25 protein-coding genes are annotated in these 22,039 nt (G+C 63.4%); 15 read left to right on the forward strand and 10 right to left on the reverse strand.

Annotation, left to right across the window (positions count from 1 at the left end; translation table 11 throughout):
• Nucleotides 1-47: 47 nt before the first annotated feature.
• The 4 genes from LHL23_RS05425 to LHL23_RS05440 all read left to right on the forward strand — a co-directional run bounded on the left by LHL23_RS05425 (nt 48) and on the right by LHL23_RS05440 (nt 3,575).
• Nucleotides 48-1,358: an NAD(P)/FAD-dependent oxidoreductase gene (locus LHL23_RS05425; RefSeq protein WP_226429078.1), complete on the forward strand. Its 1,311-nt coding sequence runs from the start codon at nt 48-50 to the stop codon at nt 1,356-1,358.
• A 147-nt stretch (nt 1,359-1,505) separates the two neighbouring features.
• The gene (locus LHL23_RS05430; protein ID WP_226429079.1) at nt 1,506-2,711 is read left to right on the forward strand and encodes a DegT/DnrJ/EryC1/StrS family aminotransferase; all 1,206 of its coding nucleotides are present in this window, start codon (nt 1,506-1,508) and stop codon (nt 2,709-2,711) included.
• 94 nt (nt 2,712-2,805) lie between these two features.
• Nucleotides 2,806-3,327 carry a hypothetical protein gene (locus LHL23_RS05435; protein WP_226429080.1) on the forward strand — a complete coding sequence of 174 codons (522 nt, stop codon included), beginning with the start codon at nt 2,806-2,808 and terminating at the stop codon, nt 3,325-3,327.
• A 65-nt stretch (nt 3,328-3,392) separates the two neighbouring features.
• On the forward strand, nt 3,393-3,575 hold the full coding sequence (locus tag LHL23_RS05440; RefSeq protein ID WP_226429081.1) for a hypothetical protein: 183 nt from the start codon (nt 3,393-3,395) through the stop codon (nt 3,573-3,575).
• A 98-nt stretch (nt 3,576-3,673) separates the two neighbouring features.
• Here the strand turns inward: LHL23_RS05440 and phaR are convergent, their stop codons facing one another.
• Nucleotides 3,674-4,231, reverse strand: a complete 558-nt coding sequence (gene phaR, locus LHL23_RS05445; protein WP_226429082.1) for a polyhydroxyalkanoate synthesis repressor PhaR — start codon at nt 4,229-4,231, stop codon at nt 3,674-3,676.
• 197 nt (nt 4,232-4,428) lie between these two features.
• Here phaR and LHL23_RS05450 point away from each other — a divergent pair, with 197 nt between their 5' ends.
• Both LHL23_RS05450 and LHL23_RS05455 read left to right on the forward strand, forming a co-directional pair.
• Nucleotides 4,429-5,298 (forward strand): NAD-dependent epimerase/dehydratase family protein, encoded by an 870-nt coding sequence (locus LHL23_RS05450; protein WP_226429083.1) that lies wholly within the window; start codon nt 4,429-4,431, stop codon nt 5,296-5,298.
• Nucleotides 5,299-5,413: 115 nt separating this feature from the next.
• Nucleotides 5,414-7,162 carry an adenylate/guanylate cyclase domain-containing protein gene (locus tag LHL23_RS05455; RefSeq protein WP_226429084.1) on the forward strand — a complete coding sequence of 583 codons (1,749 nt, stop codon included), beginning with the start codon at nt 5,414-5,416 and terminating at the stop codon, nt 7,160-7,162.
• A 94-nt stretch (nt 7,163-7,256) separates the two neighbouring features.
• Here the strand turns inward: LHL23_RS05455 and LHL23_RS05460 are convergent, their stop codons facing one another.
• Entirely contained in the window at nt 7,257-7,706 is a 450-nt protein-coding gene (locus LHL23_RS05460; protein ID WP_222478578.1) for a phasin family protein, read from the reverse strand.
• 131 nt (nt 7,707-7,837) lie between these two features.
• Nucleotides 7,838-9,640 carry a PHA/PHB synthase family protein gene (locus LHL23_RS05465; protein WP_226429085.1) on the reverse strand — a complete coding sequence of 601 codons (1,803 nt, stop codon included), beginning with the start codon at nt 9,638-9,640 and terminating at the stop codon, nt 7,838-7,840.
• 133 nt (nt 9,641-9,773) lie between these two features.
• Here LHL23_RS05465 and phaZ point away from each other — a divergent pair, with 133 nt between their 5' ends.
• Together phaZ and LHL23_RS05475 are read left to right on the forward strand one after the other, a co-directional pair.
• The gene (gene phaZ / locus LHL23_RS05470) at nt 9,774-11,048 is read left to right on the forward strand and encodes a polyhydroxyalkanoate depolymerase (protein ID WP_226429086.1); all 1,275 of its coding nucleotides are present in this window, start codon (nt 9,774-9,776) and stop codon (nt 11,046-11,048) included.
• Between the two features lie 4 nt (nt 11,049-11,052).
• Entirely contained in the window at nt 11,053-11,625 is a 573-nt protein-coding gene (locus tag LHL23_RS05475) for a DUF6151 family protein (RefSeq protein ID WP_226429087.1), read from the forward strand.
• Here the strand turns inward: LHL23_RS05475 and LHL23_RS05480 are convergent.
• From LHL23_RS05480 to LHL23_RS05490, 3 genes are all read right to left on the reverse strand, one after another.
• On the reverse strand, nt 11,616-12,365 hold the full coding sequence (locus tag LHL23_RS05480; RefSeq protein WP_222478570.1) for an alpha/beta fold hydrolase: 750 nt from the start codon (nt 12,363-12,365) through the stop codon (nt 11,616-11,618). The two genes, LHL23_RS05475 and LHL23_RS05480, sit on opposite strands and share 10 nt — an antisense overlap.
• A gap of 121 nt (nt 12,366-12,486) precedes the next feature.
• A complete protein-coding gene (locus LHL23_RS05485) occupies nt 12,487-12,912 on the reverse strand; it encodes a VOC family protein (RefSeq protein WP_222478568.1) in 426 nt (141 codons plus the stop codon).
• A 181-nt stretch (nt 12,913-13,093) separates the two neighbouring features.
• Nucleotides 13,094-13,843, reverse strand: a complete 750-nt coding sequence (locus LHL23_RS05490; protein WP_226429088.1) for an alpha/beta hydrolase — start codon at nt 13,841-13,843, stop codon at nt 13,094-13,096.
• Nucleotides 13,844-13,976: 133 nt separating this feature from the next.
• Here LHL23_RS05490 and LHL23_RS05495 point away from each other — a divergent pair, with 133 nt between their 5' ends.
• On the forward strand, nt 13,977-14,981 hold the full coding sequence (locus LHL23_RS05495) for an Lnb N-terminal periplasmic domain-containing protein (RefSeq protein WP_226429089.1): 1,005 nt from the start codon (nt 13,977-13,979) through the stop codon (nt 14,979-14,981).
• A 76-nt stretch (nt 14,982-15,057) separates the two neighbouring features.
• Here LHL23_RS05495 and LHL23_RS05500 read toward each other — a convergent pair whose 3' ends face one another.
• Entirely contained in the window at nt 15,058-15,306 is a 249-nt protein-coding gene (locus LHL23_RS05500; RefSeq protein ID WP_226429090.1) for a hypothetical protein, read from the reverse strand.
• 280 nt (nt 15,307-15,586) lie between these two features.
• On the opposite strand from LHL23_RS05500, the gene thrS reads away from it, so the two are divergent.
• The 5 genes from thrS (at nt 15,587) to LHL23_RS05525 (ending at nt 20,303) form a co-directional block, all read left to right on the forward strand.
• Nucleotides 15,587-17,533 (forward strand): threonine--tRNA ligase, encoded by a 1,947-nt coding sequence (gene thrS / locus LHL23_RS05505; RefSeq protein ID WP_226429091.1) that lies wholly within the window; start codon nt 15,587-15,589, stop codon nt 17,531-17,533.
• Between the two features lie 221 nt (nt 17,534-17,754).
• Complete coding sequence (locus LHL23_RS05510; RefSeq protein WP_222478558.1) at nt 17,755-18,060, forward strand: BufA1 family periplasmic bufferin-type metallophore; 306 nt, start codon at nt 17,755-17,757, stop codon at nt 18,058-18,060.
• A gap of 68 nt (nt 18,061-18,128) precedes the next feature.
• Nucleotides 18,129-18,983, forward strand: a complete 855-nt coding sequence (bufB, locus tag LHL23_RS05515; protein WP_226429092.1) for an MNIO family bufferin maturase — start codon at nt 18,129-18,131, stop codon at nt 18,981-18,983.
• Nucleotides 18,980-19,735, forward strand: a complete 756-nt coding sequence (locus tag LHL23_RS05520; protein ID WP_226429093.1) for an HvfC/BufC N-terminal domain-containing protein — start codon at nt 18,980-18,982, stop codon at nt 19,733-19,735. The genes bufB and LHL23_RS05520 overlap by 4 nt, the downstream gene beginning before the upstream one ends.
• Nucleotides 19,736-19,739: 4 nt before the next feature.
• Complete coding sequence (locus LHL23_RS05525) at nt 19,740-20,303, forward strand: DoxX family protein (RefSeq protein ID WP_226429094.1); 564 nt, start codon at nt 19,740-19,742, stop codon at nt 20,301-20,303.
• Nucleotides 20,304-20,377: 74 nt separating this feature from the next.
• Here LHL23_RS05525 and LHL23_RS05530 read toward each other — a convergent pair whose 3' ends face one another.
• Together LHL23_RS05530 and LHL23_RS05535 are read right to left on the reverse strand one after the other, a co-directional pair.
• Complete coding sequence (locus LHL23_RS05530; protein WP_222478550.1) at nt 20,378-20,746, reverse strand: hypothetical protein; 369 nt, start codon at nt 20,744-20,746, stop codon at nt 20,378-20,380.
• Between the two features lie 42 nt (nt 20,747-20,788).
• Nucleotides 20,789-21,106, reverse strand: coding sequence for an arsenate reductase family protein (locus LHL23_RS05535; RefSeq protein ID WP_226429095.1), 318 nt, complete (start codon nt 21,104-21,106; stop codon nt 20,789-20,791).
• 187 nt (nt 21,107-21,293) lie between these two features.
• Between LHL23_RS05535 and LHL23_RS05540 the strand changes: the two genes are divergently transcribed.
• On the forward strand, nt 21,294-21,500 hold the full coding sequence (locus LHL23_RS05540) for a cold-shock protein (protein ID WP_039124664.1): 207 nt from the start codon (nt 21,294-21,296) through the stop codon (nt 21,498-21,500).
• A gap of 59 nt (nt 21,501-21,559) precedes the next feature.
• On the opposite strand, the gene LHL23_RS05545 is transcribed toward LHL23_RS05540, so the two are convergent.
• A complete protein-coding gene (locus tag LHL23_RS05545; protein WP_222478546.1) occupies nt 21,560-22,039 on the reverse strand; it encodes a dihydrofolate reductase in 480 nt (159 codons plus the stop codon).

The raw sequence follows: 22,039 nt of genomic DNA on the forward strand, positions 1-22,039 counted from the left end.
AAGTGCAGGCCGTCCGAGAGGGCGCCTGCTCCCGAAAGAGGTGCGTTATGGGGTTGAACCTGCTCTATTCCAATGACCAGAAGGGTGAATACCCGGACAGCTGGTATGCGGCGACGGCCATCCCGGTGGAGCGCTTTGCCGCCCTCGAGGGAGAGGCAAAGGCAGATGTCTGCGTTGTCGGCGGCGGCTATACCGGCCTGTCGGCCGCCTTGCATCTGGCAGAGGCCGGCCTCTCCGTCGTGCTGCTGGAAGCGCAGCGTGTGGGCTTTGGCGCATCGGGGCGCAACGGCGGCCAGCTGGGCAGCGGTCAACGCATGGACCAGGAGGGGCTTGAGGCGCTGATGGGCGAGCCTGAGGCGCAGAAGCTCTGGCAGCTGGGCGAGGACGCCAAGGATCTGGTGAAATCGCTGATCGCCCGCCACGGCCAGGACTGCCATCTGAAGCCCGGCGTCGCCTGGACTGCGTTCTCGGAGAAGGAAGCGGCGGAGCTGCATGAATACGGCCGCCACCTGCAGGACCGGTACGGTTACGGCCAGATCGAGATGCTGGACAAGAACGCCTGCTGGGCGATGTGCCCGTCGCCTGCCTACAAGGGCGGCATCCTGGATCATGGCGCCGGCCATTTGCATCCGCTGAACTATGCGTTCAGCCTGGCCCGCGCGGCCGCGGCTGCCGGGGCAAGGATCCACGAGGGCAGCGAGGTTCTGGATATCCAGGAAGGCGCCAGGCTGCGCATCCGCACCGCGGGCGGCACCGTCTCTGCGGAGCATCTGATCCTGGCCTGCAACGGCTATCTCGGCGGGCTCAACGGCCAGGTCGCAGCTCGGGTGATGCCGATCAACAATTTCGTGGTGGCAACCGAACCGCTGGGAGACGACGCCGCCCGGGTGCTGGCCCGCGACGTCGCCGTGGCGGATACCAAATTCGTGGTCAATTACTTCCGTCTCAGCCACGACAAGCGGCTGCTGTTCGGCGGCGGCGAAAGCTATGGCTACCGTTTCCCTGCGGATATTCAGGCAACCGTCCGCAAGCCGATGACGGAGATTTTTCCGCATCTGCAAGACGTGAAGATCGACTACGCCTGGGGCGGCACCCTGGGCATCACCATGAAGCGGATGCCCTATCTGGCCCGGCTGGCGCCCAATGTTCTGACGGCTTCCGGCTACTCAGGCCACGGTGTCGGCACCGCCACCCATGCAGGCCAGCTGATGGCGCAGGCCATTCAGGGGCAGGCCGAGGGGTTTGACACCATGGCCCGCGTCCCCGCCCCGCGCTTCCCCGGCGGGCCGCGGATGCGCTCGCCGCTCCTGGTGCTGGCGATGACCTGGTTTGCCCTGCGCGACCGGCTGGGGGTCTGACCCCCCGCGGCGGCGGCTGGTTTCCGCGCAACTCCGCAACAATTCTGTGAAATTTTGCCGGGCGCGGGAAATTCCGCCGCGTCCGGGCTTGGCATCTTGGGAAGTTAGTTTTACATTTCCTGAAGCAACTATTCAGGATTTTGAAATATGGCCCTGCCGCCCAACGTTCATGACGCTGAACCCATCCCCGCAGCCGCCCGCGAAGCCATCGACGCACTGATGCAATCGGGCGACCTGTTCCGCTACACCGCGCCCCAGGATGCGCCGGTCACGCTGCTGGAACAGGAATACGCGGAACTGCTGGGCAGCAAGTATGCGCTGGCGGTCTCCTCCTGCTCGGCTGCTCTGTTCCTGTCGCTGAAGGCGCTTGGACTGCCCCGCGACGCGCGGGTGCTGATCCCGGCCTTTACCTTTGCCGCCGTGCCCTCCTCGGTCGTGCATGCAGACTGCGTGCCAGTGCTGTGCGAAGTGGGTGAGAATTACCGCATCGACATGGATGATTTCGAGGCCAAGCTGGACGGCGTTCAGGCGGTGATCATCAGCCACATGCGCGGCCACACTTCCGACATGGATGCAATCATGGAACTGTGCGATGCCCGCGGCATCCCGGTGGTCGAGGACGCGGCCCATTCGCTGGGCACCACCTGGAACGGCAAGAACATCGGCACCATCGGCAAGGTCGGCTGCTTCTCCTTCCAGTCCTACAAGATGGTGAACGCCGGCGAAGGCGGCATTCTGATCACCGACGACGCCGACCTGATTGCCCGCGCCGTGATCATGTCCGGCGCCTATGAGCACAACTGGAAAAAGCACAAGGGCCCGCATGGGGAAAACACCCCGGACCTGGAACAGGCTTTTGCCAAGTGGCAGAACCAGCTGCCGCTTTATAACCTGCGGATGAGCAACCTGTCCGCCGCCGTGATCCGCCCGCAGCTGCCGGAGCTGGCGCGCCGGGTGCGCGACGGGCTGGCCAACCACGACTATGTGGCCGGAAAGCTGAACGCCTCGCCGTTCTTCGACGTGCCCGCGCCGCTGGCCCCGGAACGCCGCGCGCCGGATTCGATCCAGTTCAACCTGATTGGCCTCAGCGAGGCGCAGACCCGCGACTTCGCCGCCGCGGCAGAGGCAAAGGGCGTCAAGGTGCAGGTCTTCGGCCTGTCCACCGACAATGCCCGCGCCTTCTGGAACTGGCAGTTTCTGCGCGATGTTCCCGAGCTGCCGCAGACCCGTGCGATGCTGATGAAGGCGTGCGACGTGCGCCTGCCGGTGCGCCTCAGCCGGGCTGAGCTGGACGTGATTGCCGGCATCCTGCTGGCGGCGGTTGAGGAAACCACGGGCAAGGCCGCAGCCTGAGAACGACCGGTGCTTTAGCAAGTTACCGCCCCGGCCCCGCGCCGGGGCTTTTTCGTTATTGCAATCCTGGCTTGTGCCGTCCACGGTGCCGCCCATGAAAACCCCGTCCAAGTTCAAGCGGCGCCCGGCAACCGCGCTGGTGGCCATGGCAAATTCCTTGAGCATGGGGGATGACGTCCCCGAGGATGAGCTGAGCCAGATCATCAACGCGGTGGTGCTGAACCGGGCGGAGCGGGCCGCGCTTCTTGCCGCCATACGTGCTTCAAATGACCCGGACAGCGGCCTAGCCGTGGCAGATCTGCTCACGGCCTTTGCCACCGAAGCGGCTGAAGCGGAGGCCCAGGCCCGCGACGCGGATCAGGTCATCGGCCAGTGGGCACAGCGGCTGGCCGCCGGCGCGCTGCTGGCAAGCTTCGGCGCGGCCATTGCCGGCACGCTAAGCGGCGGGCTGGCCTTTGGCCTCACCCTCCTGTCGTTTTCGGGTTTTGTCTTTGCCACCGCCTCCCGGATCGGCGGCCGGGTGAAAATGCGCCGCCGCGCGCAGGAACGTGAAAGCGCCGACAGCCTTGCCCGCCACGTGCTGGAAGCAGGCAAACTCAAGCCGGATGGCAAGTGATATGGAATTTTCAGCATTCCTCCCCTATATTGGCAGTGCAACCGGAGAAACGCATGTTTGAAGCCATGGGACTTGAGACTGTCATCGTCAGCACGATCATCGGCGCCTGCGCCCTGTCTTTTGGTGCCAGCGCCTATCTGTTCATGCGCGCGCGCCCGGCGCCCGAGGCGAAGGATCTGGACAAGATCGTGAAAAACGCCCCCTACCACCGGCTGCACAACGTGCTGAAGGTCGAAGCCGGCTCCTGATCTGCAGAAGCATCTGACCGCGCATCAAAAAAAAGCCCCCGCCGAACCGGACAGGGGGCTTGTTTGTGGGCTTGGCTGCCAGCCCCGCACGCTGAAGCTCACTTCATTTTCGACAGCTTCTCCTGCAGCGCCGCAAGCTGCTTCTTGATGTCGTCCAGATCTTCGCCGCTGCTTTCGGATTTCTCCTCCTCAGCCGCACCGCCAGTCCAGCCTCCGGCGCCGAAACCGCCGGTCATCGCCTTCAGGAACGCCTCCTGCTGCGCCTTCATCGCCTCGAACCCCGGCATTTTGGACATCGGGTTCATCGCGTTCATGTTTTCCATCATCTTCGACTGGCTTTCGCGCAGCATGTCAAAGGAGGTCTGCAGGAACTGCGGCATCACCCCGCCGCCCGGCACCATGTAGCTGCGCACCAGATCGTTCAGCACATTGACCGGCAGCACATTCTCGCCGCGGCTCTCGTGCTCGGCAATGATCTGCAGCAGATACTGGCGGGTCAGGTCGTCGCCGGTCTTCAGATCGACGATCTGCACTTCCCGCCCTTCCCGGATGAACCCCGCGATGTCTTCCAGCGTGACGTAATCGCTGGTCTCGGTGTTATAGAGCCGCCGACTCGCATACCGTTTGATCAGCAAGGGTTTGTCCTGCTCTGCCATGTGCTCCCTCCCCGGTGATGATGCATTGCAGCGAAGCCTATGCCAGTGCAGAACAAAATGGAAGCCTTGCCGTGTTTTCCGCAACATTTGTTCTTCACCGGGCTTCTGCACATGCATCCATCGCGCTTGACCTCAACCTACCTTGAGCTTTTACAGAGAATCCCGCAACAGAATCTGCAGCGGGAGGCTCCACGGCAATGAAGGTCCTTATCCTGGGCGGCACCGGGTCCATCGGCACCGCCGTCACCCGAGAACTGGCCATGAACGGCCACCAGGTCACCGGCCTCAGCCGGTCGGCGGATTCGGACCGCAAGCTTGAGGCCCTGGGCGCCCGGCCCCTGCGGGGCGATCTGCGCACGCCGGGCGCCTGGGTGCGCGAAGCGGCCCGTGCAGACGGGCTGATCCAGCTGGCCGCAACCTTCGATGATGACATGGCTGAGGCCGATACTGCGGCCATCACCGCCATCCTGCAGCAAGCCGCGCTGGGCCCGGCTCCGCTGCGGATGATCTACACCGGCGGCTGCTGGCTTTATGGCGCCACCGGCAGCCGCATTGCGGATGAGGCCAGCCCGATGCGGCCGATAAAGCCCTATGCCTGGATGCAGCGCAACGCCCGCATGGTTCTGTCCTCCCCGGCCGTCTCCGCCGCGGTGATCCACCCGGCGATGGTCTACCACGCCGGGGGCGGCGCGTTTTCCCGATACCTTGACGCCGCCCGCGCTGACAGGCCGTTCGAGATCTGGGGCAGTATCGCCACCCGCTGGCCTCTGATTCATCGCGAGGATCTGGCACGCGCCTACCGGCTGCTGCTGGAAAACCAGGATCTCACCGGCCATTTCAACGCCAGTGCCGAAATCGGCGTGCCGGCAGCAGAAATCACCCGCGAGATCGCCCGCCGCCACGGCCACGATGGCGGCTATCTGGTGCGCAGCCTGAAACATGTCCTGATCAAATACGGCGCTTGGGCCGAAGGGCCGGCCCTGGACCAGCAGATGGGCTCTTCCAAACTGCGCTGCCTCACTGGCTGGCAGCCGAAGTTTTCCAGCTTCCGCGATGCGCAGTTTTGAACCAATGCTGCAAACCGCTGAAAAAATGTGCTCTCTGCCGCATCATTAAATCACCGCAAAATCCTCAATATGATATAATACGTGTCAGGTCTTTGAGTCTGTGGTGGCAGGAAAGATGGCTGACCAAGGGGACAGACAGAGACAAGCTGCCATACTGATTGCCGACGTGGCTGGATTTTCCGCGCTGGTCGAGACCGGCGAGGCGGAAGCTGTCGCCGCGGTCCGGAAGCTGTCGGACCAGATCATCGTGCCCGCCGCTCAGCAGTATTCCGGCCAGCTTGTCAAAACACTGGGGGACGGCTTCCTGCTGGAGTTCCCGACCTCCCTGCAGGCTGTGAAGGCCGCTCTGCTGATATCAAAGAAAACCAATGTCCGCAGCGCCGGCCAGGCCGGCCCGCACCTGAGCCTGCGGATGGGCATCCACACGGGCAACATCATCGCAGCCGGCGGCGACCTGTTCGGCAATTGCGTCAACATTGCCGCCCGCCTCGAAAGCCTGGCAGGGCCAGGCGAAATCTGTGTCTCCGGCACGGTTCAGGCGCAGGTCCGCGGCCGGATCAATGCAGCCTTCGACGATCTGGGCCTGCAGGTTATCCGCAACATCTCCGATCCGGTGCGGATTTTCCGCATTTGCGAAAACGCCATGCCGCGGCTGGAAGCGGAAGGCCCGGCCTACGATGTCTCCGTGGCGGTGCTGCCCTTCCTGAACATGTCTCCGGCTTCAGAAGCAGCAGAGAGCCTGGCAGAAGCGCTGACCGAGGATGTCACCATCGGGCTCTCCCGTTTCCGCGAACTGCGGGTCATCTCCCGCACCACCGCACTGCGGTTTGCCGCCAGCGCCTCCGAGACATCCCTGGCGGCGGTCGAACTTGGTGTCCGGTATCTGGTCGAGGGCACGGTGCGCCAGCTGGTGGGCAAGCTGCGGGTCAGCGTTTCCCTGGCTGATGGTATCAACGGAACGTCGCTGCACAGCGAACAATACGACCGGGCTGCAGCCGACAGCCTCAGCCAGGAGGACGCGCTGGCCGGGCAGATCACACAGACCCTGGCCGGGCAGCTTCAGGCCACCGCCAAACGGAAATCCGCCGAGCTGGGCGCCCGCGGCGGGCCTGTGACGTCGCGGGAACTTGTGCTTCAGGCCAAGGCGCTCTTGCTGGACACGCGGGAGGCACTGCTGAAATGCCGGAAACTCTATCAGCAGGCCTGTGACAGCGATCCAGGCAATGCCTCTGCCTGCTGCGGGCTGGCACTGACCTATCTGGTGGAATGGATGAGCGGTTGGGGCCAGTCCCCCGAAACAACCCTGGACAAGGCGTTTCCGCTGCTGCGCCGGGCGGCCCGCATCGACCCGCTGGACAGCGTCGCCCAGCGGCGGCTGGCTGTCATGCACCTGTTCAAGGGGGAGTTTTCGCTGGCGGAGGACCATTTCCAGCGCGCCCTGGCGCTGAACCCCAATGACACCGACGCCATGGCCTTCCGCGGCCTGTCCCTTGTTTATCAGGGCAAGCATCACAAAGCGCTGGCCGAACTCGACCAGGCCACTTCCCGCAACCCGTTCCACCCGACCTATTTTCACTGGTTCAAGGGGCTGGCCCTCTATATGTGCCGGGAATACCAGCCAGGCGTCACCGAAGTGAGAAAGGCCGTCGGGCTGTTTCCCGGCTTCCCGGCCCCGCGCCGCCATCTGGCCGCCTGCTACGGGCAGCTTGGGGATACACAGGCCGCCGCCCAGGAGGCCGGGCGGATTCTGAAACTGGAACCCGGATTTTCCGTGTCGCGGATCAGCGAGACGCTGCCCTTCGCGCATAGCGAGGATCTGGAGCATTACTGCGACGGGCTGCTCCGCGCGGGGCTGCCGGAGTGATCCCTGAAATGCAAAAGGACAGGCCTTGCGGCCTGCCCTTCTTCACGTTCCGGCTCCGTCAGGGAGGAGAGCGAGGGCCGGTTCGTGGTTGTTCTTACTTGGCAGCTGCCGAAGCTTTTTTCGCTGCGGAGGTCACCTCTTCGGTGGCCTTTTTCACAGCAGCGGTTGCTTCTTCGGTTGCGTCTTTGCCAGCGGCCATCAGCAGTTCGACGGTGTCCATCTGGACTTTCTTGGCGATCTCAGCAAAGGCAGCCATGTTTTCGGCAGCCACTTCGGCAGAAGCGGAGGCGAAATCGGTTGCGGCCTTGGCGTAGTCGGCCGGCTCTGCCTTGACCTTGGAAACGTCGCCCAGTTTGGCGATGGTTTCTTTGGTCCACTTGTTCGAGATCTCGGCGGATTTGCCGGCAGCGTCCAGCGCAACGGCGGACAGCTTCTCGTTCAGGGCTGCGGTGTTCTTGAACGCGTCTTCGACGGCTTTAGTGTCAACCGGGAATGCGCCCATGAAGTCTTTCATCATCGCGGTGAAGTCTTGGGTCTTTGCCATAGTTCTAATTCCTCAGAAAGCTGCAGCAGGACCATCCTGCGCTCTTAGCATGAGGGGAATATGCACGCTGCACCGCAGCATTTCAAGAGTTTTGATGCTGCGGCGCAGAAAAAAATTCTGCGCCTGCAAAATCAACGGTTTGCCTTCACCTTCACATAGGATCCCGGGGCCGGCATCAAAGACGGATAGCCCGAATCCCCCACGTCGCGGGCGGGAACCTGCTTGCCGGACCGCTTCTTCAGCCAGTCATTCCACCGCGGCCACCAGGACCCCTCATGGTATTCGGCGCCTTCCATCCAGGCCTCGCAGTCGCCTTTCAGGTCGTCGTTGATGTAATGGCCGTACTTCTTCTTGCTCGGCGGGTTGACGATGCCCGCGATATGGCCGGATTCCGACACGATGAAGCTCTTGCTGCGCGACCCCATCTGCTGCACCCCGCGGTAGCAGTCTTTCCAGCGGGCGATGTGGTCGGTCTCGCAGGTGATCGCCATCAGCGGCACATCCACTTCGCTGATATGCAGCTTGTGGCCCATCAGCTCGAACCCCTCGCCGACAAACTCGTTGTTCTGGCACAGGCCGCGCAGGTACTGCACTGCCATCCTGCCCGGCAGGTTGGCACCATCGCCGTTCCAGTAAAGAAGATCGAAAGCGGGCGGCGTCTCGCCCATCATGTAGCTTTTGACCGCAGGGCCGTAAATCAGGTCCTTGGAGCGCAGGAACGACATGGTCCGCGCGATCACCCAGGACCGCAGCAGCCCCTCTTCCTCCACCTGCGCCTCGATGCCGTCGACAAAGTCATTCTGCAGGAACGGCGTGAACTCGCCCTGGTCGCCGAAATCGGTGAGGGTGGTAAAGAAGGTCGCCGACTTCACCGACTTGTCGCCGCGCTGCTTCAAGAGCGACAGCGTCAGGCTCAGCGTGGTGCCCGCGATGCAATACCCAACCGCGTTGACCTGCTTGACCTTGCAGATCTCCTTGGCCTTTTCGATCGCGGTCAGGAAGCCCTCCTGGATGTAATCCTCCATCCCCACATCGGCATGGCTGGCATCCGCATTGACCCAGGACACCACAAACAGGGTGTAGCCCTGCTCGGTCACCCATTTGATCAGGCTGTTCTGGGCCTTGAGGTCGAGAATGTAGAATTTATTGATCCACGGCGGGAACAGCACGATCGGGGTTTCATGCACGGTTTCGGTCACCGGCTTGTACTGGATCAGCTCCATCATCCGGTTGCGGTAGACCACATCCCCCGGCGTGGTGGCGATATTGCCGCCCAGCTCAAAGGCGCTCTCGTCCGCCAGCCGCACCACCAGCTCGCCGTTGTTGGCCTCTAGGTCGGTGACCAGGTTCTCCAAACCGTCGATCAGCGACTGGCCTTCGGTTTCCACTGCCTTCTCCAGCGCATCCGGGTTGGTTGGCAGGAAATTGGTCGGCGCCATCATCTCGATGATCTGATCGGCAAAATAGGTCAGCCGCTGCTTGTCCTTGCGGTCTAGGTCCACCGCCTCCTGCACCGCCTTGCGGATCGCATCGGCGTTGGTCATGTACTGCTGCTTCACAAAATTGAAGTAGGGATTGCTGTCCCACAGCGGATTCGTAAAACGGCGGTCCTTGGGGCCGCCGTCATCCGTGCTGTCCGATTTTCCTGCCAGGGCTTTCTGCGCTTCAGCGAAATTCAGCACAGACTTGCTCCAGTACTCGACCTGATGCTCCAGAAACTTGGCGGGGTTTTGCACCGCTTCCGCCCAATAGGCGGTTGCTGCGCGCGCATAAAGCTCTTGATTCGGACCGTCCAAAGCCGGGTTATGCGGCACCTTCCGGGACATGACATCGGCCAGACGCTTACTTAATTCCTCAACGCGAGTCATGTTTTCCTTAAGCTTTTCAACGCTCTCGGAATTGGCTGCTGCGGATAATTCGTCACTAGTTGTCATAAAAAGGAATCCCTCATAGGCTTTCTGCTATGCAGAATACTATTCTGCAGAAATTAGGGCAAAGCGGCGATTGGTCCGATGTTCCGGAATTTCCGGTGACGTTACGCCGGGACGGATCGCGAAGGAGGCAGGCATGCGATACATGATGACCTACGACCTGATGGAGACCGTCCGGAACACCAACCAATGGTTGGGCGCCACGGCCCTCTCCATGGCATCTTACCCCGTCTTTTCCGCCTTGCCAAACCCTGCGCTCAGCTGGATGGCGGCCTGGGGCGAAGTGACGGAACGTACTTACCAGCGCATGGTGGTGAAACCGGACTGGGGTGTCCGCACCTTCACGTGCGAGGACGGCAAGGACCACCTGGTGGACATCACCACAGTGGTGGAGCGCCCGTTCGGCGATCTCATCCACTTCAAGGTCAACGGACGGGAGGAACAGCCGCGCAAAGTGCTGCTTGTTGCCCCGATGTCCGGCCATTACGCCACCCTTCTCCGCTCTACCGTCAAGAGCTTGCTGGTGAACTGTGAAGTCTATGTGACGGACTGGCACAACGCCCGCGATATTCCTGTTTCCGCAGGAAAATTCGACGTCGAGGACTACACGCTCTACCTGGTGGATTTCATGCGCGAGCTGGGCCCTGACACCCATGTGGTCGCGGTCTGCCAGCCGGTGCCGCTGACGCTGGCCGCCACCGCCTATCTGGCGGAGCAGGACCCCAAGGCGCAGCCCTCCTCGCTGACGCTGATCGGCGGCCCGGTTGATCCTGACGCAACCCCGACCGAGGTCACCGATTTCGGCCGCCGCGTCACCATGGGCCAGCTGGAGGAAACCATGATCCAGCGCGTCGGCTACAAGTACAAGGGCGTCGGCCGCAAGGTCTATCCGGGCCTTCTGCAGCTGGCCTCCTTCATGTCGATGAACGGCGAACGGCACTCCAAGGCCTTCATGGACCAGATCCAGCGGGTCTCCCGCGGGGAGGCCTCGGATCACGATGCCCACAACCGCTTCTATGACGAGTACCTGGCGGTAATGGACATGACGGCAGAGTTCTACCTGTCCACCGTCGAACGCATCTTCAAGAAGCGCGAGATCGCCCGCAACGAATTCGTGGTGAACGGCCACAAGGTCGACTTTTCCAAGATCACCGATGTTGCGGTCAAGACTGTCGAAGGAGCCAAGGACGACATCTCCGCCCCGGGCCAATGCATCGCTGCGCTGGATCTCTGCACAGGCCTGCCGGAAGAGAAGAAGGCCAGCCATGTGGAGCCGGGCGCCGGCCATTACGGCATCTTCGCGGGCCGCAGCTGGCGCAACAACATCCGCCCGCTGGTGATCGACTTCATGAACGCCAACAGCCGCAAGAAGCCGGGCCGCAAGGCTGCAAACAAGAACACGGCAGCCTGACCGCATGGCGGACGGGCTGCCGTTTTCCTGCAATTGCGGGGCATTGCGCGGCGAAGTTTCGGCAGCCGGCATCAAGACCGGCACCCGCGTGGTGTGCTATTGCGCCGACTGCCGCGCCAATGAGCTGTACCATGGCCAGCCCGACCCGGCACCGGATCCGGTCGACCTGTTCCAGCTGTCGCCCGATACCATCACCATCACTCAGGGGGCGGAGCATCTGAAGGCGCTCCGCCTCGGCCCCCGCGCCCCCCTGCGCTGGTATGCATCCTGCTGCGGCACCCCGTTTGCCAATACGCTGGCCAAGCCCGGCCTGCCCTTTGCCGGCATGCGCTCCGATCTGTTCCAGGACAAATCTGCCTTGGGCAAGATACGCGCCAAGGCCTTCATCCCCGCCCCCGGCAAGCAAGCCCGCACCAAGGGCGGCGGCGCCATGGCCTGGGGCATCCTCAGCCGGATGATCACCGCGCGCCTGTCCGGCCGCTGGAGGGAAACACCGTTCTTTGATGCCGGAACCGGCAAGCCGGCGGCGGAGCCGCAGCTGATCAGCAAAACAGAGCGCGCCCGGCTTTATCCCTGAGCGCAAAGATCCGGCGCAGCCACAGGCTCCGCCAGCCAGTGCAGCAGCGCCCGATTCACCGCGTCCGGCTGCTCCAGCACCGGGAAATGGCCCGCATCAGGCAGGATTTCCAGCCGCGCCCCCGGCATCAGCTGCGCCAGCAGGTCCAGCTTGGCCGGCGGCACCAGCGTGTCATGTTCGCCGCCCAGTACCAGCGTGGGAACATGCACCCGCCGCATCGTGGCCTGCTGATCCGGCCGCCGCTGCAGGGCGCGCGCCTGCGCCACGTACATCTCCGGCCCCAGTTCCACCCCCATCCGGCAAAACAGGTTGTGCACTTCCAGCCGCAGGGGCCCGGGTGCAAGGGCTTCCATCGGCAGCGTCTCCCGCAGCACGTCCTCCAGCCGCCCGGCACGCGCCGCGACGATCTGCGGCTCCCGGCTGGCGGCCTGATCCGGCGTCTCGGCCAGCGGGCTGGCCCCGATAATGCACAGGCGGCTGATCCGTTCCGGCGCCCGGCGCACCAGCTCCATTGCCACAATGCCGCCCATTGAAAAACCCGCCAAGGCAAAGCGCGGCGGCAGATGGCTCAGCATCCGCGCAGCAATCTTCTCCACCGTGTCGCCGCCGGCCAGCGGCAGCACCATCACCGGCATGCTGCCGGAGAACGTCCTGACCTGAGCGTAGAAAATACGGCCGTCGCACATCATCCCCGGCAGCAGAACCAGGGGTTCGCGGCACGGTTGCTGGTCATAAGGCATGTCCTGCCCTCGCGGTTTGCCTCCCACCCGTGCCTCAACTGTGCGGGCGGCAAATCCGCGGATCAAGAAAAACCGGCCTGCAACGCCAATTTACAGGAAAGCTGCCGCCGCCGCGCCACGCTCAGTAGCCGTTCCAGCGGAACGCGCCATCCTCTGCCAGCGGCGAGAACGGGTTGAAGGCGATCTCCCACACATGCCCGTCCGGGCTGCGGAAATAGCCGTGGTGGCCGCCCCAGAACACATCCTGCGCAGGCTTCAGGATCACCGCCCCGGCGGCCTCCGCTGCCGCCAGCAACTGCGCCACCTCTTCCTTTCCTCGGGTGTTGTGGCTCAGCGTCATCGCACCGGTGCCCAGCTCCTGCTCCTCAAGCCCGATCTCAGCAGCCAGCGCCGCCAGCGGATACAGCCCCAGCGTCTGCGAAATCAGGTCAAAAGCAATAACCCCGTCCGGGCTCTCCGCCCGCTTCCATCCCAACGCCTCATAAAAGGCCGCGGCCCGATCCATATCCGGCACCCCAAGCGTGATCAGGCTTACTCTCTGCTCCATTCCCGAAATTCCTCATTCAAACATCCATATGCTTCCAGCCGGCCGCATGGCCCCGGCTATCCCCGGGCACATCCGGCGGCCGCATATTTCTACCGGCCCGGCCAATTCGGAACAATACGTGAACAGGAATAAAAGCCAACGCCCGGCGGCCTGCGGGCATTTCGTCACTGCCCGCCCACCCTCAGGCGCCGCCCAGCACCTCCAGCACCGCGTCTTCGATCATCTTCAGGCAGGCCTCGTCCGAGAACCGGTGGTCGGCATCCTTCACCAGCGTGAGCCGCATGTCCGGGCAAGTCGCATGATCCATCAGCCGCAGCGCAGTTTCCGTCGAAACCGCGGTATCCGCAGTCCCCTGCAGGCAGCGCGTCTTGAACGGCATGAACAGCGGCGAACGCAGCAGCAGATGCTTGCGCCCGTCCTCGATCATCCGCTTGGAGATATGATAGGGCTCCATGTAGTCGCTCGGCAGCTCCACATAGCCCTGCGAGTCCAGCTGCGCCTTCTGCGCATCCGAGAAATTGGCCCAATAGCCATCCTCAGTGAAATCCGGCGCCGCCGCGATGGTCACCATGCCCTTGATCCGCTCCGGCATCTCCCGCGCCAGCAACAGCGCCTGCCAGCCGCCCATGGAGGAGCCAACCGGCACGATCTCGCCGTCGGTCAAATGCGCCACCGCCTCCAGCGTGTCCTCATGCCAGTCGCCGATGCAGCCCTCCTCGAAGGTGCCGGAGCTTTCGCCGTGGCCGGAATAGTCGAACCGCAGGAACGCCAGCCCGCGCGCCTTGGCCCAGGCCTCCAGATGCACGGCCTTGGTGCCTTCCATATCGGACTTCAGCCCGCCCAGAAACACCACGCACGGCCCCTGCCCCTCGCTCTTGTGATAGGCAATCCGGCGGCCCTGGGCAGTGTCGAGGTAAGATGCGGCTGGCATGTTGTTGGTCTCCTGTCCTTTTACCAAGATGTGGCATGGCTTCGCCCGCCCCGCAAGCGGCAGCACTCCTGGCTTGCAACTCCCCCGCCGGCTTCCTTATGGTCCGCGAAAATTTTCTGAAGGACCGCGGGGCATGTTCAAACTCATCAAGGGCATTATTACCGGCGCTGCCATTTTCGCGGTGGCACTGGCGACGCTCTGGGCCGTGCTGGCGCTTTGGTACCGCCTGCCGTTCGAGACGCTGGGGCGCGGCGCGCTGGCCGGCGGCTTTGCCCTCCTTGGACTGGCAGTCACCGCCGGCCTGTTCCGCCGCCGGGCCCTGCGCGCGCTCACCACCTTCACCCTGGCGCTCGCCGCAGTGACCTTGTGGTGGTCCACCCTTACCCCGCCGGCGGACGGGAACTGGTCGCCGGAAGTGGCCCGCCAGGTCACCGGCAAGATCGAGGGCGACATCCTCACTCTGACGGATGTGCGCAATTTCGCCTGGGAAACGCCGGAAGACTTTACTGAGAACTGGGAGACCCGCAGCTACGACCTGAGCAAGCTCGAAACCACCGACCTGTTCATGTCCTACTGGGCCGGGCCGCAGATGGCGCATATGATCGTCAGCTTCGGCTTTGAAGGCGGCGAGCACATCGCCTGGTCTGTCGAGGTGCGGCGCCAGGCCGGCGGCGGCTTTTCCCCCATTGCCGATCTGTTCAAGTCCAACACCCTGGTGCTGATCGCCGCCGACGAGCGCGATCTGGTGGGCACCCGCACCAATGCCCGCGGCGAGGACGTGCAGCTGTTCCGCATCGGCGTCAGCCCGGACACCGGCCGGGCGCTGCTGCTGAAATATGTCGACACCGCCAACAGCCTTGCCGCCCGGCCCGAGTGGTACAACTCGCTGACCACCAACTGCACCACCGTGGTGATGACTCTGGTCCGCGCAATCGCGGATCAGGTGCCGCTCGACTGGCGGGTATTGGCCAACGGCTACCTGCCGGAATACGCCTGGGAACAGGGCGTGCTGGACCAGAACCGCAGCGTCGAGGATCTGCGCGCGCTTGGCAGCATCACCCCGATCGCACAGGCGCATGGCGTCAGCCCAGACTACTCCGCAATGATCCGCGAAGGCGTGCCGTCACCAGCCCGGTAGTCCGGGACCCTTTTCATCTGGCCGGAACTATCCCGGGGAGCGCGAGGGGCCGGCCCCTCGCGCTGTTGCAGCAGGATCAGGACAGGCCCGCCACCGGACCGCCGCCGGCCTTTTGCACCTGCAAGCGGCCCAGAAGGTTCTTGATCTTGCCCAGGACCTCCCCGGTCTGTACCGCCTTCTCCGCGCTCGCTCCGCCTTCGATATGCGCGCAATGCTCATAGGACAGACGGCGCTGCGACAGGATCTCCTGGGACTGGCACAGCGCTGTTTCAATCAGATCCACATCTTCAACCGTCAGGTCAAAGTTCGGGTTCGGGCGGGTCATCGGAACACTCCTGGTATGTCCTTGGGTTACTGATTTCGGCCACCCTGCCCCGGCCCGCCGCACATGGCAAGATATTTTTTTGTTATTTTTCAAATACTTACCGGTATACACATATGTGCAATCGCATGCGCAGGCACACAACCGGATTTTCCGGCGCAATTACAACCACATGCAAAGCCGCCTTGACTTGTCCCCGCATTGGCCGCAAAACGCGCGGACCAAACACATACCCGCAACCGGGCGTTCTGTGGGCGCCAAACCGACGAGGAGCAGCCAGCCAATGGCCCAAATCTCTCTCACCTTCCCCGATGGCAATGCACGATCCTACGACGCAGGCGTGACCCCTGCGCAGGTGGCATCCAGCATTTCCACCTCGCTGGCCAAAAAGGCCATCTCCGCCACCGTCAACGATCAGCACTGGGACCTGCAGTGGCCGATCGAAGGCGACGCCACCATCGCCATCCACACCATGAAGGATGAGGTCCAGGCCAACGAGCTGATCCGCCACGACCTGGCCCACGTCATGGCGCGCGCGGTGCAGGAAATCTGGCCCGACACCAAGGTCACCATCGGCCCGGTCATTGAAAACGGCTGGTACTACGACTTCGACCGCGCGGAACCCTTCACCCCGGAGGATCTCGGCGCCATCGAGAAAAAGATGAAGGAAATCATCAACAAGCGTGATGAGGTCCGGACCGAGGTGTGGGAACGCGACCGCGCGATCCAGCATTACACCGACAACAACGAGCCTTATAAAGTCGAGCTGATCGAGAGCATCCCGGGCGATGAGCCGCTCAGGATGTACTGGCACGGCGACTGGCAGGACCTCTGCCGCGGCCCGCACCTGCAGCACACCGGCCAGCTGCCGGGCGATGCGTTCAAGCTGATGAGCATCGCAGGCGCCTACTGGCGCGGCGACAGCTCACGCGCGATGCTGCAGCGGATCTACGGCGTTGCCTTCACCGGCAAGGAAAAGCTCAAGGCGCATCTCACCATGCTGGAAGAGGCCGCCAAGCGCGACCACCGCAAGCTGGGCCGCGAAATGGACCTGTTCCACATGCAGGAAGAGGCACCGGGCCAGATCTTCTGGCACCCGAACGGCTGGACCGTCTACACGCAGCTGCAGGACTACATGCGCCGCCAGCAGCGTCGCGGCGGCTATGTCGAGGTGAACACCCCGCAAGTGGTGGACCGCAAGCTGTGGGAACGCTCGGGCCACTGGGACAAATACCAGGAGAACATGTTCATCGTCGAAGTCGACGAGGAGCACGCCCGCGAAAAGGCGGTGAACGCACTGAAGCCGATGAACTGCCCCTGCCACGTGGAGATCTTCAAGCAGGGCCTGAAGTCCTACCGCGACCTGCCGCTGCGCATGGCCGAATTCGGCTCCTGCAACCGCTACGAGCCCTCGGGCGCGCTGCACGGCATCATGCGGGTGCGCGGCTTCACCCAGGACGACGCGCATATCTTCTGCTCGGAAGATCAGATCGAATCCGAGACCGCCACCTTCATCGACTTCCTGTCGACCATCTACAAGGACCTGGGCTTCGAGAAGTTCTCCGTCAAATTCTCCGACCGCCCGGACACCCGCGCCGGCTCGGATGAGGTCTGGGACAAGGCAGAGGCCGCGCTGCTTTCCGCCACCCGCGCTGCTGGCATCGAGCCGGAACTGAACCCGGGCGAAGGCGCCTTCTACGGACCCAAGCTGGAGTTCGTGCTGACCGACGCCATCGGCCGCGACTGGCAGTGCGGCACCCATCAGGTGGACTTCGTTCTGCCGGAACGCCTGGACGCCACCTACATCGGCGCTGACGGCGCCAAGCACCGCCCGGTCATGCTGCACCGCGCCACCCTCGGCAGCTTCGAGCGTTTCATCGGCATCCTGATCGAGGAACACGCGGGCAAGCTGCCGTTCTGGCTGGCGCCGCGCCAGGTGGTGGTCGCCTCGATCACCTCGGAGGCCGACGACTATGTGCAGGAGGTCGTCGCCGAGCTGAAAAAGGCCGGCGTGCGCGCCGAGGCCGACATCCGCAACGAGAAGATCAACTACAAGGTCCGCGAGCATTCGGTGGGCAAGGTGCCGGTCATTCTTGCTGTCGGCCACCGCGAGGTGGAGGAGCGCACCGTTTCCGTCCGCCGCCTAGGCGAGAAGCAGACCAAGGTGGAAAGCCTCGAAAATGTTACAAAGGCGCTGGCGGCGGAAGCCACCCCGCCGGACCTTCTGTAACATTTCCCCTGCAATACAGCATCAGCGGCCCCCAAACGGGGGCCGTTTTGTTTCAATAGTTGGTAAAACGGCTGCATTTCAGCCATTTGCGCGGTGTTCCGCTCTCACACAGCCTGACGCAGACGTGAGACACGGCCTCGTGACTTAATTTCCGGAAAACCTCAGGTTAGTGTTTTCCTGTCAACACGACACCGCATGTTAACCCGAAAGGAATTCACGAGATGTCGACCACCGCAAAATCCCTGGCCGTTGCCAGCGCTGTTGCCGCCGCTCTGACCGCAGCATCGACCATCCCCGCCGCTGCCGCCACCAAGGAAAAATGCTACGGCGTGTCGCTGGCCGGCCAGAACGATTGCGCCGCCGGCCCCGGCACCACCTGCGCAGGCACCTCGACCGTCGATTATCAGGGCAATGCCTGGACCCTGGTGGATGCAGGCACCTGCGAAGGCATGGACCTGCCCGCAATGGCCGACGGCACTGAGCGCAAGGGCTCGCTGGAGCCGCTGGAACGCGACCTGCCGGCATAAGCACGGCTAAATTCCGGGGCGGGAGCGTCAATTCCCGCCCTTTTTGCACCCGGACTTCAGGACCCGCCATGCTTGACACTGCTGCACATGACAGACTGCCCGCCGCCCCCGGCGTCGGTTACAAGCCGCAGCATTTCGCCCAGATCACTGCGGACCCGGGTTCTGTCAAATGGCTGGAAATCCACGCCGAGAACTACATGGGCGACGGCGGCCGACCGATCGCGCAACTGCGCCACCTGTCCGAACGCTTTGCCATGTCAGTGCATGGCGTCGGCCTCTCGATCGGGGGCGAAGGGCCGCTGGACGCAGACCACCTGGCCCGGCTCAAGCATCTGGTGGGCTGGCTGAACCCGGCAAGTTTCTCCGAACATCTGGCCTGGTCCACCCACGACAGCCACTTCTACAACGACCTGCTGCCGCTGCCCTACACGGACGCCAGCCTGCAGCGGATCTGCAGCCACATCAACCAATTGCAGGACACCATCGGGCGCCGGATGCTGCTGGAAAACCCCTCCAGCTACCTCGCCTTTGCCGAGAGCACCTGGTCCGAGCCCGAGTTCCTTTCCGAAATCTCCCGCCGCACCGGCTGCGGGCTGCTTCTGGACGTGAACAACGTCTTTGTCTCCGCCACCAACCTCGACTTCTCGCCGCAGGGCTATATCGACGCCTTCCCGCTGGACAAGGTCGGTGAAATCCACCTCGGCGGCCATGACGAGGATGAGGACGACCACGGCCGCCCGCTGCTGATCGACAGCCACGGGCGCGAGGTGGTGGACCCGGTCTGGGCGCTGCTGGATTATACGCTTGCCAAATCCGGCCCCAAGCCGGTGCTGATAGAATGGGACAACGACGTGCCGGACTGGCCTGTGCTGGAAGCCGAGGCCGCCCGCGCCGCAACCGCGCTGGAGCGCGTCCCGGCATGAGCGTGACCCAGGCAGAATTCACCCGCGCCATGTTGGATGCGGGCCAGCAGGTGCCGGAGGGCCTGGTGGATCACCAGGCCCAGCCTGCCGGGCGCCGTTTCAGCGTCTACCGCAACAATGTCGCCGTGTCCCTGACCGAGGCGATGCACAGCGCCTTTCCGGTGATTGCCAAGCTCTTGGGCAAGCAGAACATGGACGGGCTAGCAGGCATTTACCTGCGCCGGCACCCGCCGTCGTCACCCCTGATGATGTTCTACGGCGCGCACTTCCCGGCCTTCCTGGAGGGCATGGAGCAGCTCAGGCATCTGGGCTACCTCGGCGATGTCGCCCGGCTGGAGCTGGCGCTGCGCCGCGCCTACCACGCTGCGGATGCTGAAGCCATCGCGCCCGAGACGCTTGCCGCGCTGACGCCGGGCCAGCTGATGAACACCCGCCTGGCGCTGGCGCCCGCGGTGCAGGTGCTGCGCTCGTCCTGGCCCATTCACGCCATCTGGCGCTACAACACCGAAGACGGCGCGCCCAAGCCAGAAGCGCAGGCCCAGGACGTGCTGATCACCCGCCCCGATTTCGACCCCATTCCCCAGGTCCTGCCCCCCGCGGGCGCAATCTGGATCCGCGCTCTGATGGGGGGCGCCTCCATTGGCGAGGCCTTGGAACAGGCCGCCGCCGAAAACTCAGCCTTTGACCTGGGTGCCACGCTGGCCCTGCTCCTGCAGGGCGGCGCAATAACCGGATTGGAAAGCAAAGGGTAAACCCATGCACACACTTGTCTCCATTCACGACGTCGTTTTCCGCCAGGTGGAAAGGGCCGGCAACTGGCTGCTGCCGCTGGCGGCACGCTTTATCTTCGCCTCGACGCTGCTGCTCTATTTCTGGAACTCCGGCCTGACCAAGCTGGGCGACGGCATCCTCGGCCTTTTCAGCCCCTCGATCGGCGCCTACAGCCAGATCTTCCCGAAACAGCTGGAGGCCGCAGGCTATGACGTGTCCCAGTTCGGCCTGTTCCAGAAACTGGTGGTGCTGGCCGGGACCTACGCCGAATTCATCCTGCCGCTGATGATCGTGGTCGGGCTTCTGACCCGCCTCGCCTCGCTCGGCATGATCGGCTTTGTCATCGTGCAGTCGCTGACCGACATCTACGGCCACGGCGCCACCGATGATAAAACCCTCGGCGCGCTGTTCGACCGCTTCCCCGACGCCGTGATCCTGGACCAGCGGCTGTTCTGGATCTTCCTGCTGGCGGTTCTGGTGATCAAGGGCGCGGGCGCCCTGTCGGTGGACGCTCTGCTGCGCAACCGGATGGAGCCCGCCCTGGCCTGACGCTGCCGGCTCCCACAAAAAGAAAAGGCGCCCTGCCCCGGCAGCGGCGCCTTTTTCATGCGGGTCGGTTCGGATCAGAAATGCGCCTTCGGCTCATCCGGCTGACCCGCGGCCAGCGCCATCAGTCCGCCCACCGCGGCAAAGCTCAAGGGGAAAATGGTAAAGACGTTGAGGCCAAAGCCCGCGTACATGCCAGCCGCCGAGCCCAGCAGCAGAATGCCGCCCCACAAGGCCCTGGCCCGCGCCATGGCGCCGCCGGCTATTGCCAGAAGCGGCGACAGAACCGCCAGCAGCCGCAGCTGGTCGACATTGTCGACCTGTTCGGCCAGCCCCTCGACTTCGCCGAAATACTCCACCGCGGCGGTATAGCCATAGCCGAAGAAGCCCACCACCATGCCGAAAATGCCGGCGATGATCCCCAGAACAAGGGCTGCATTGCGCATTAACTTTCTCCCAAAATCCAGGGTACTGACATAAGCCGCGGCTTAAGCCCCGCCAAGGGCCTCCTTCGTGTTCTGATCCCAACCCAGGAATAATTCCCCGTCTCGCTCGATCAGCGGCCGCTTCATCAGCGCCGGATGCGCCCGCAGCAGTTCAAGCGGCTCGCCCCCGCGCTCCTCCTCGCTCAGACCCCGCCAGGTGGTAGAGCGGGTATTGACCAGCTTGGCGCCGAATTTTGCATGGGCCGCCTCCAGCAGCCCCTCTGGCATGCCATCCGCGCGGATATCGACCAGAACGGAATCCTGTATCTGTTTCAATGCCTTACGGCAGGTGTCGCAATTTTTTAGCCCGTAGATTTTCATCTGCCTTCTTACTCCCCGCGAAGAATTCGCACAATTTATGGTGGAATTCCCCGGTTTCTCTTGATTTTCAGTCAGCCCGTGCAAAACTCAAGGTTGTCCGGCCCTGCCTTGCGCATAACCGCCAGGGAACGGCCGGATGCCCCGGGACGCCCCGGGGCGACGTGCAAAGTAGAAGGAGACACGGGAAATGCCAAGCGGCACCGTGAAGTGGTTCAACACCACCAAAGGGTACGGGTTTATTGAACCCGATGAAGGCGGCAAGGATGTGTTTGTGCACATTTCAGCGGTTGAGCGGTCGGGCATGACCGGTCTCGCCGACAATATGAAAATCGGCTACGAGCTGACCGAAGGCCGCGACGGCCGGAAAATGGCAGCTGATCTCAAGGCGATCTGATTTTACACTTCTGCACTGCGCCCGGGCTTTGGCTGGGCGCAGGCAAACGCGCAGGGCCTTCAGCCCCGGCGCAGATACTCCACCATCACGCAGGCCGGCTCGCTGCTGCGCAGCTCGGTTTCCCCTGCCTTGATCCATTCGTCCGCCTGGAATTCAGGGAAATAGGCATCTGCATCCTCGATGGTCAGGTCCACCTCTGTCACCAGCAGCCGGTCCGCCATGCCCAGCATGCCGCGGTAGATCCCCTCGCCGCCGATGCCGTAGACGCGGCGGTATCCCTGCGCATAGGCCGCCTCAACCGCCGCTTCGATTGACGGCAGCACGGTCTCCGCGGCCTGCGGGTTGGAGGATACCACCAGGTTCAGCCGGTTCTTCAACGGCTTCACCGGCAGGCTGTCCCAGGTTTTGCGGCCCATGATGATGGCGCCGCCCAGGGTCTCGCGCTGGAAAGCCTTCAGATCTTCCGGCGCAAACCAGGGGATTTCATTGTCCTTGCCAATGGCGCCGTTGCGCGCCCGCGCAGCGATCAGGGTAATCAT

The organism is Leisingera sp. McT4-56 (genome assembly GCF_020514995.1).
Taxonomy (GTDB): domain Bacteria; phylum Pseudomonadota; class Alphaproteobacteria; order Rhodobacterales; family Rhodobacteraceae; genus Leisingera; species Leisingera aquaemixtae_A.

Coding starts and splice junctions, on each gene's coding strand:
- LHL23_RS05425 (WP_226429078.1), top strand. CDS start 48: ATGGGGTTGAACCTGCTCTATTCCAATGACCAGAAGGGTGAATACCCG.
- LHL23_RS05430 (WP_226429079.1), top strand. CDS start 1,506: ATGGCCCTGCCGCCCAACGTTCATGACGCTGAACCCATCCCCGCAGCC.
- LHL23_RS05435 (WP_226429080.1), top strand. CDS start 2,806: ATGAAAACCCCGTCCAAGTTCAAGCGGCGCCCGGCAACCGCGCTGGTG.
- LHL23_RS05440 (WP_226429081.1), top strand. CDS start 3,393: ATGGGACTTGAGACTGTCATCGTCAGCACGATCATCGGCGCCTGCGCC.
- phaR (WP_226429082.1), bottom strand. CDS start 4,231: ATGGCAGAGCAGGACAAACCCTTGCTGATCAAACGGTATGCGAGTCGG.
- LHL23_RS05450 (WP_226429083.1), top strand. CDS start 4,429: ATGAAGGTCCTTATCCTGGGCGGCACCGGGTCCATCGGCACCGCCGTC.
- LHL23_RS05455 (WP_226429084.1), top strand. CDS start 5,414: ATGGCTGACCAAGGGGACAGACAGAGACAAGCTGCCATACTGATTGCC.
- LHL23_RS05460 (WP_222478578.1), bottom strand. CDS start 7,706: ATGGCAAAGACCCAAGACTTCACCGCGATGATGAAAGACTTCATGGGC.
- LHL23_RS05465 (WP_226429085.1), bottom strand. CDS start 9,640: ATGACAACTAGTGACGAATTATCCGCAGCAGCCAATTCCGAGAGCGTT.
- phaZ (WP_226429086.1), top strand. CDS start 9,774: ATGCGATACATGATGACCTACGACCTGATGGAGACCGTCCGGAACACC.
- LHL23_RS05475 (WP_226429087.1), top strand. CDS start 11,053: ATGGCGGACGGGCTGCCGTTTTCCTGCAATTGCGGGGCATTGCGCGGC.
- LHL23_RS05480 (WP_222478570.1), bottom strand. CDS start 12,365: ATGCCTTATGACCAGCAACCGTGCCGCGAACCCCTGGTTCTGCTGCCG.
- LHL23_RS05485 (WP_222478568.1), bottom strand. CDS start 12,912: ATGGAGCAGAGAGTAAGCCTGATCACGCTTGGGGTGCCGGATATGGAT.
- LHL23_RS05490 (WP_226429088.1), bottom strand. CDS start 13,843: ATGCCAGCCGCATCTTACCTCGACACTGCCCAGGGCCGCCGGATTGCC.
- LHL23_RS05495 (WP_226429089.1), top strand. CDS start 13,977: ATGTTCAAACTCATCAAGGGCATTATTACCGGCGCTGCCATTTTCGCG.
- LHL23_RS05500 (WP_226429090.1), bottom strand. CDS start 15,306: ATGACCCGCCCGAACCCGAACTTTGACCTGACGGTTGAAGATGTGGAT.
- thrS (WP_226429091.1), top strand. CDS start 15,587: ATGGCCCAAATCTCTCTCACCTTCCCCGATGGCAATGCACGATCCTAC.
- LHL23_RS05510 (WP_222478558.1), top strand. CDS start 17,755: ATGTCGACCACCGCAAAATCCCTGGCCGTTGCCAGCGCTGTTGCCGCC.
- bufB (WP_226429092.1), top strand. CDS start 18,129: ATGCTTGACACTGCTGCACATGACAGACTGCCCGCCGCCCCCGGCGTC.
- LHL23_RS05520 (WP_226429093.1), top strand. CDS start 18,980: ATGAGCGTGACCCAGGCAGAATTCACCCGCGCCATGTTGGATGCGGGC.
- LHL23_RS05525 (WP_226429094.1), top strand. CDS start 19,740: ATGCACACACTTGTCTCCATTCACGACGTCGTTTTCCGCCAGGTGGAA.
- LHL23_RS05530 (WP_222478550.1), bottom strand. CDS start 20,746: ATGCGCAATGCAGCCCTTGTTCTGGGGATCATCGCCGGCATTTTCGGC.
- LHL23_RS05535 (WP_226429095.1), bottom strand. CDS start 21,106: ATGAAAATCTACGGGCTAAAAAATTGCGACACCTGCCGTAAGGCATTG.
- LHL23_RS05540 (WP_039124664.1), top strand. CDS start 21,294: ATGCCAAGCGGCACCGTGAAGTGGTTCAACACCACCAAAGGGTACGGG.
- LHL23_RS05545 (WP_222478546.1), bottom strand. CDS start 22,039: ATGATTACCCTGATCGCTGCGCGGGCGCGCAACGGCGCCATTGGCAAG.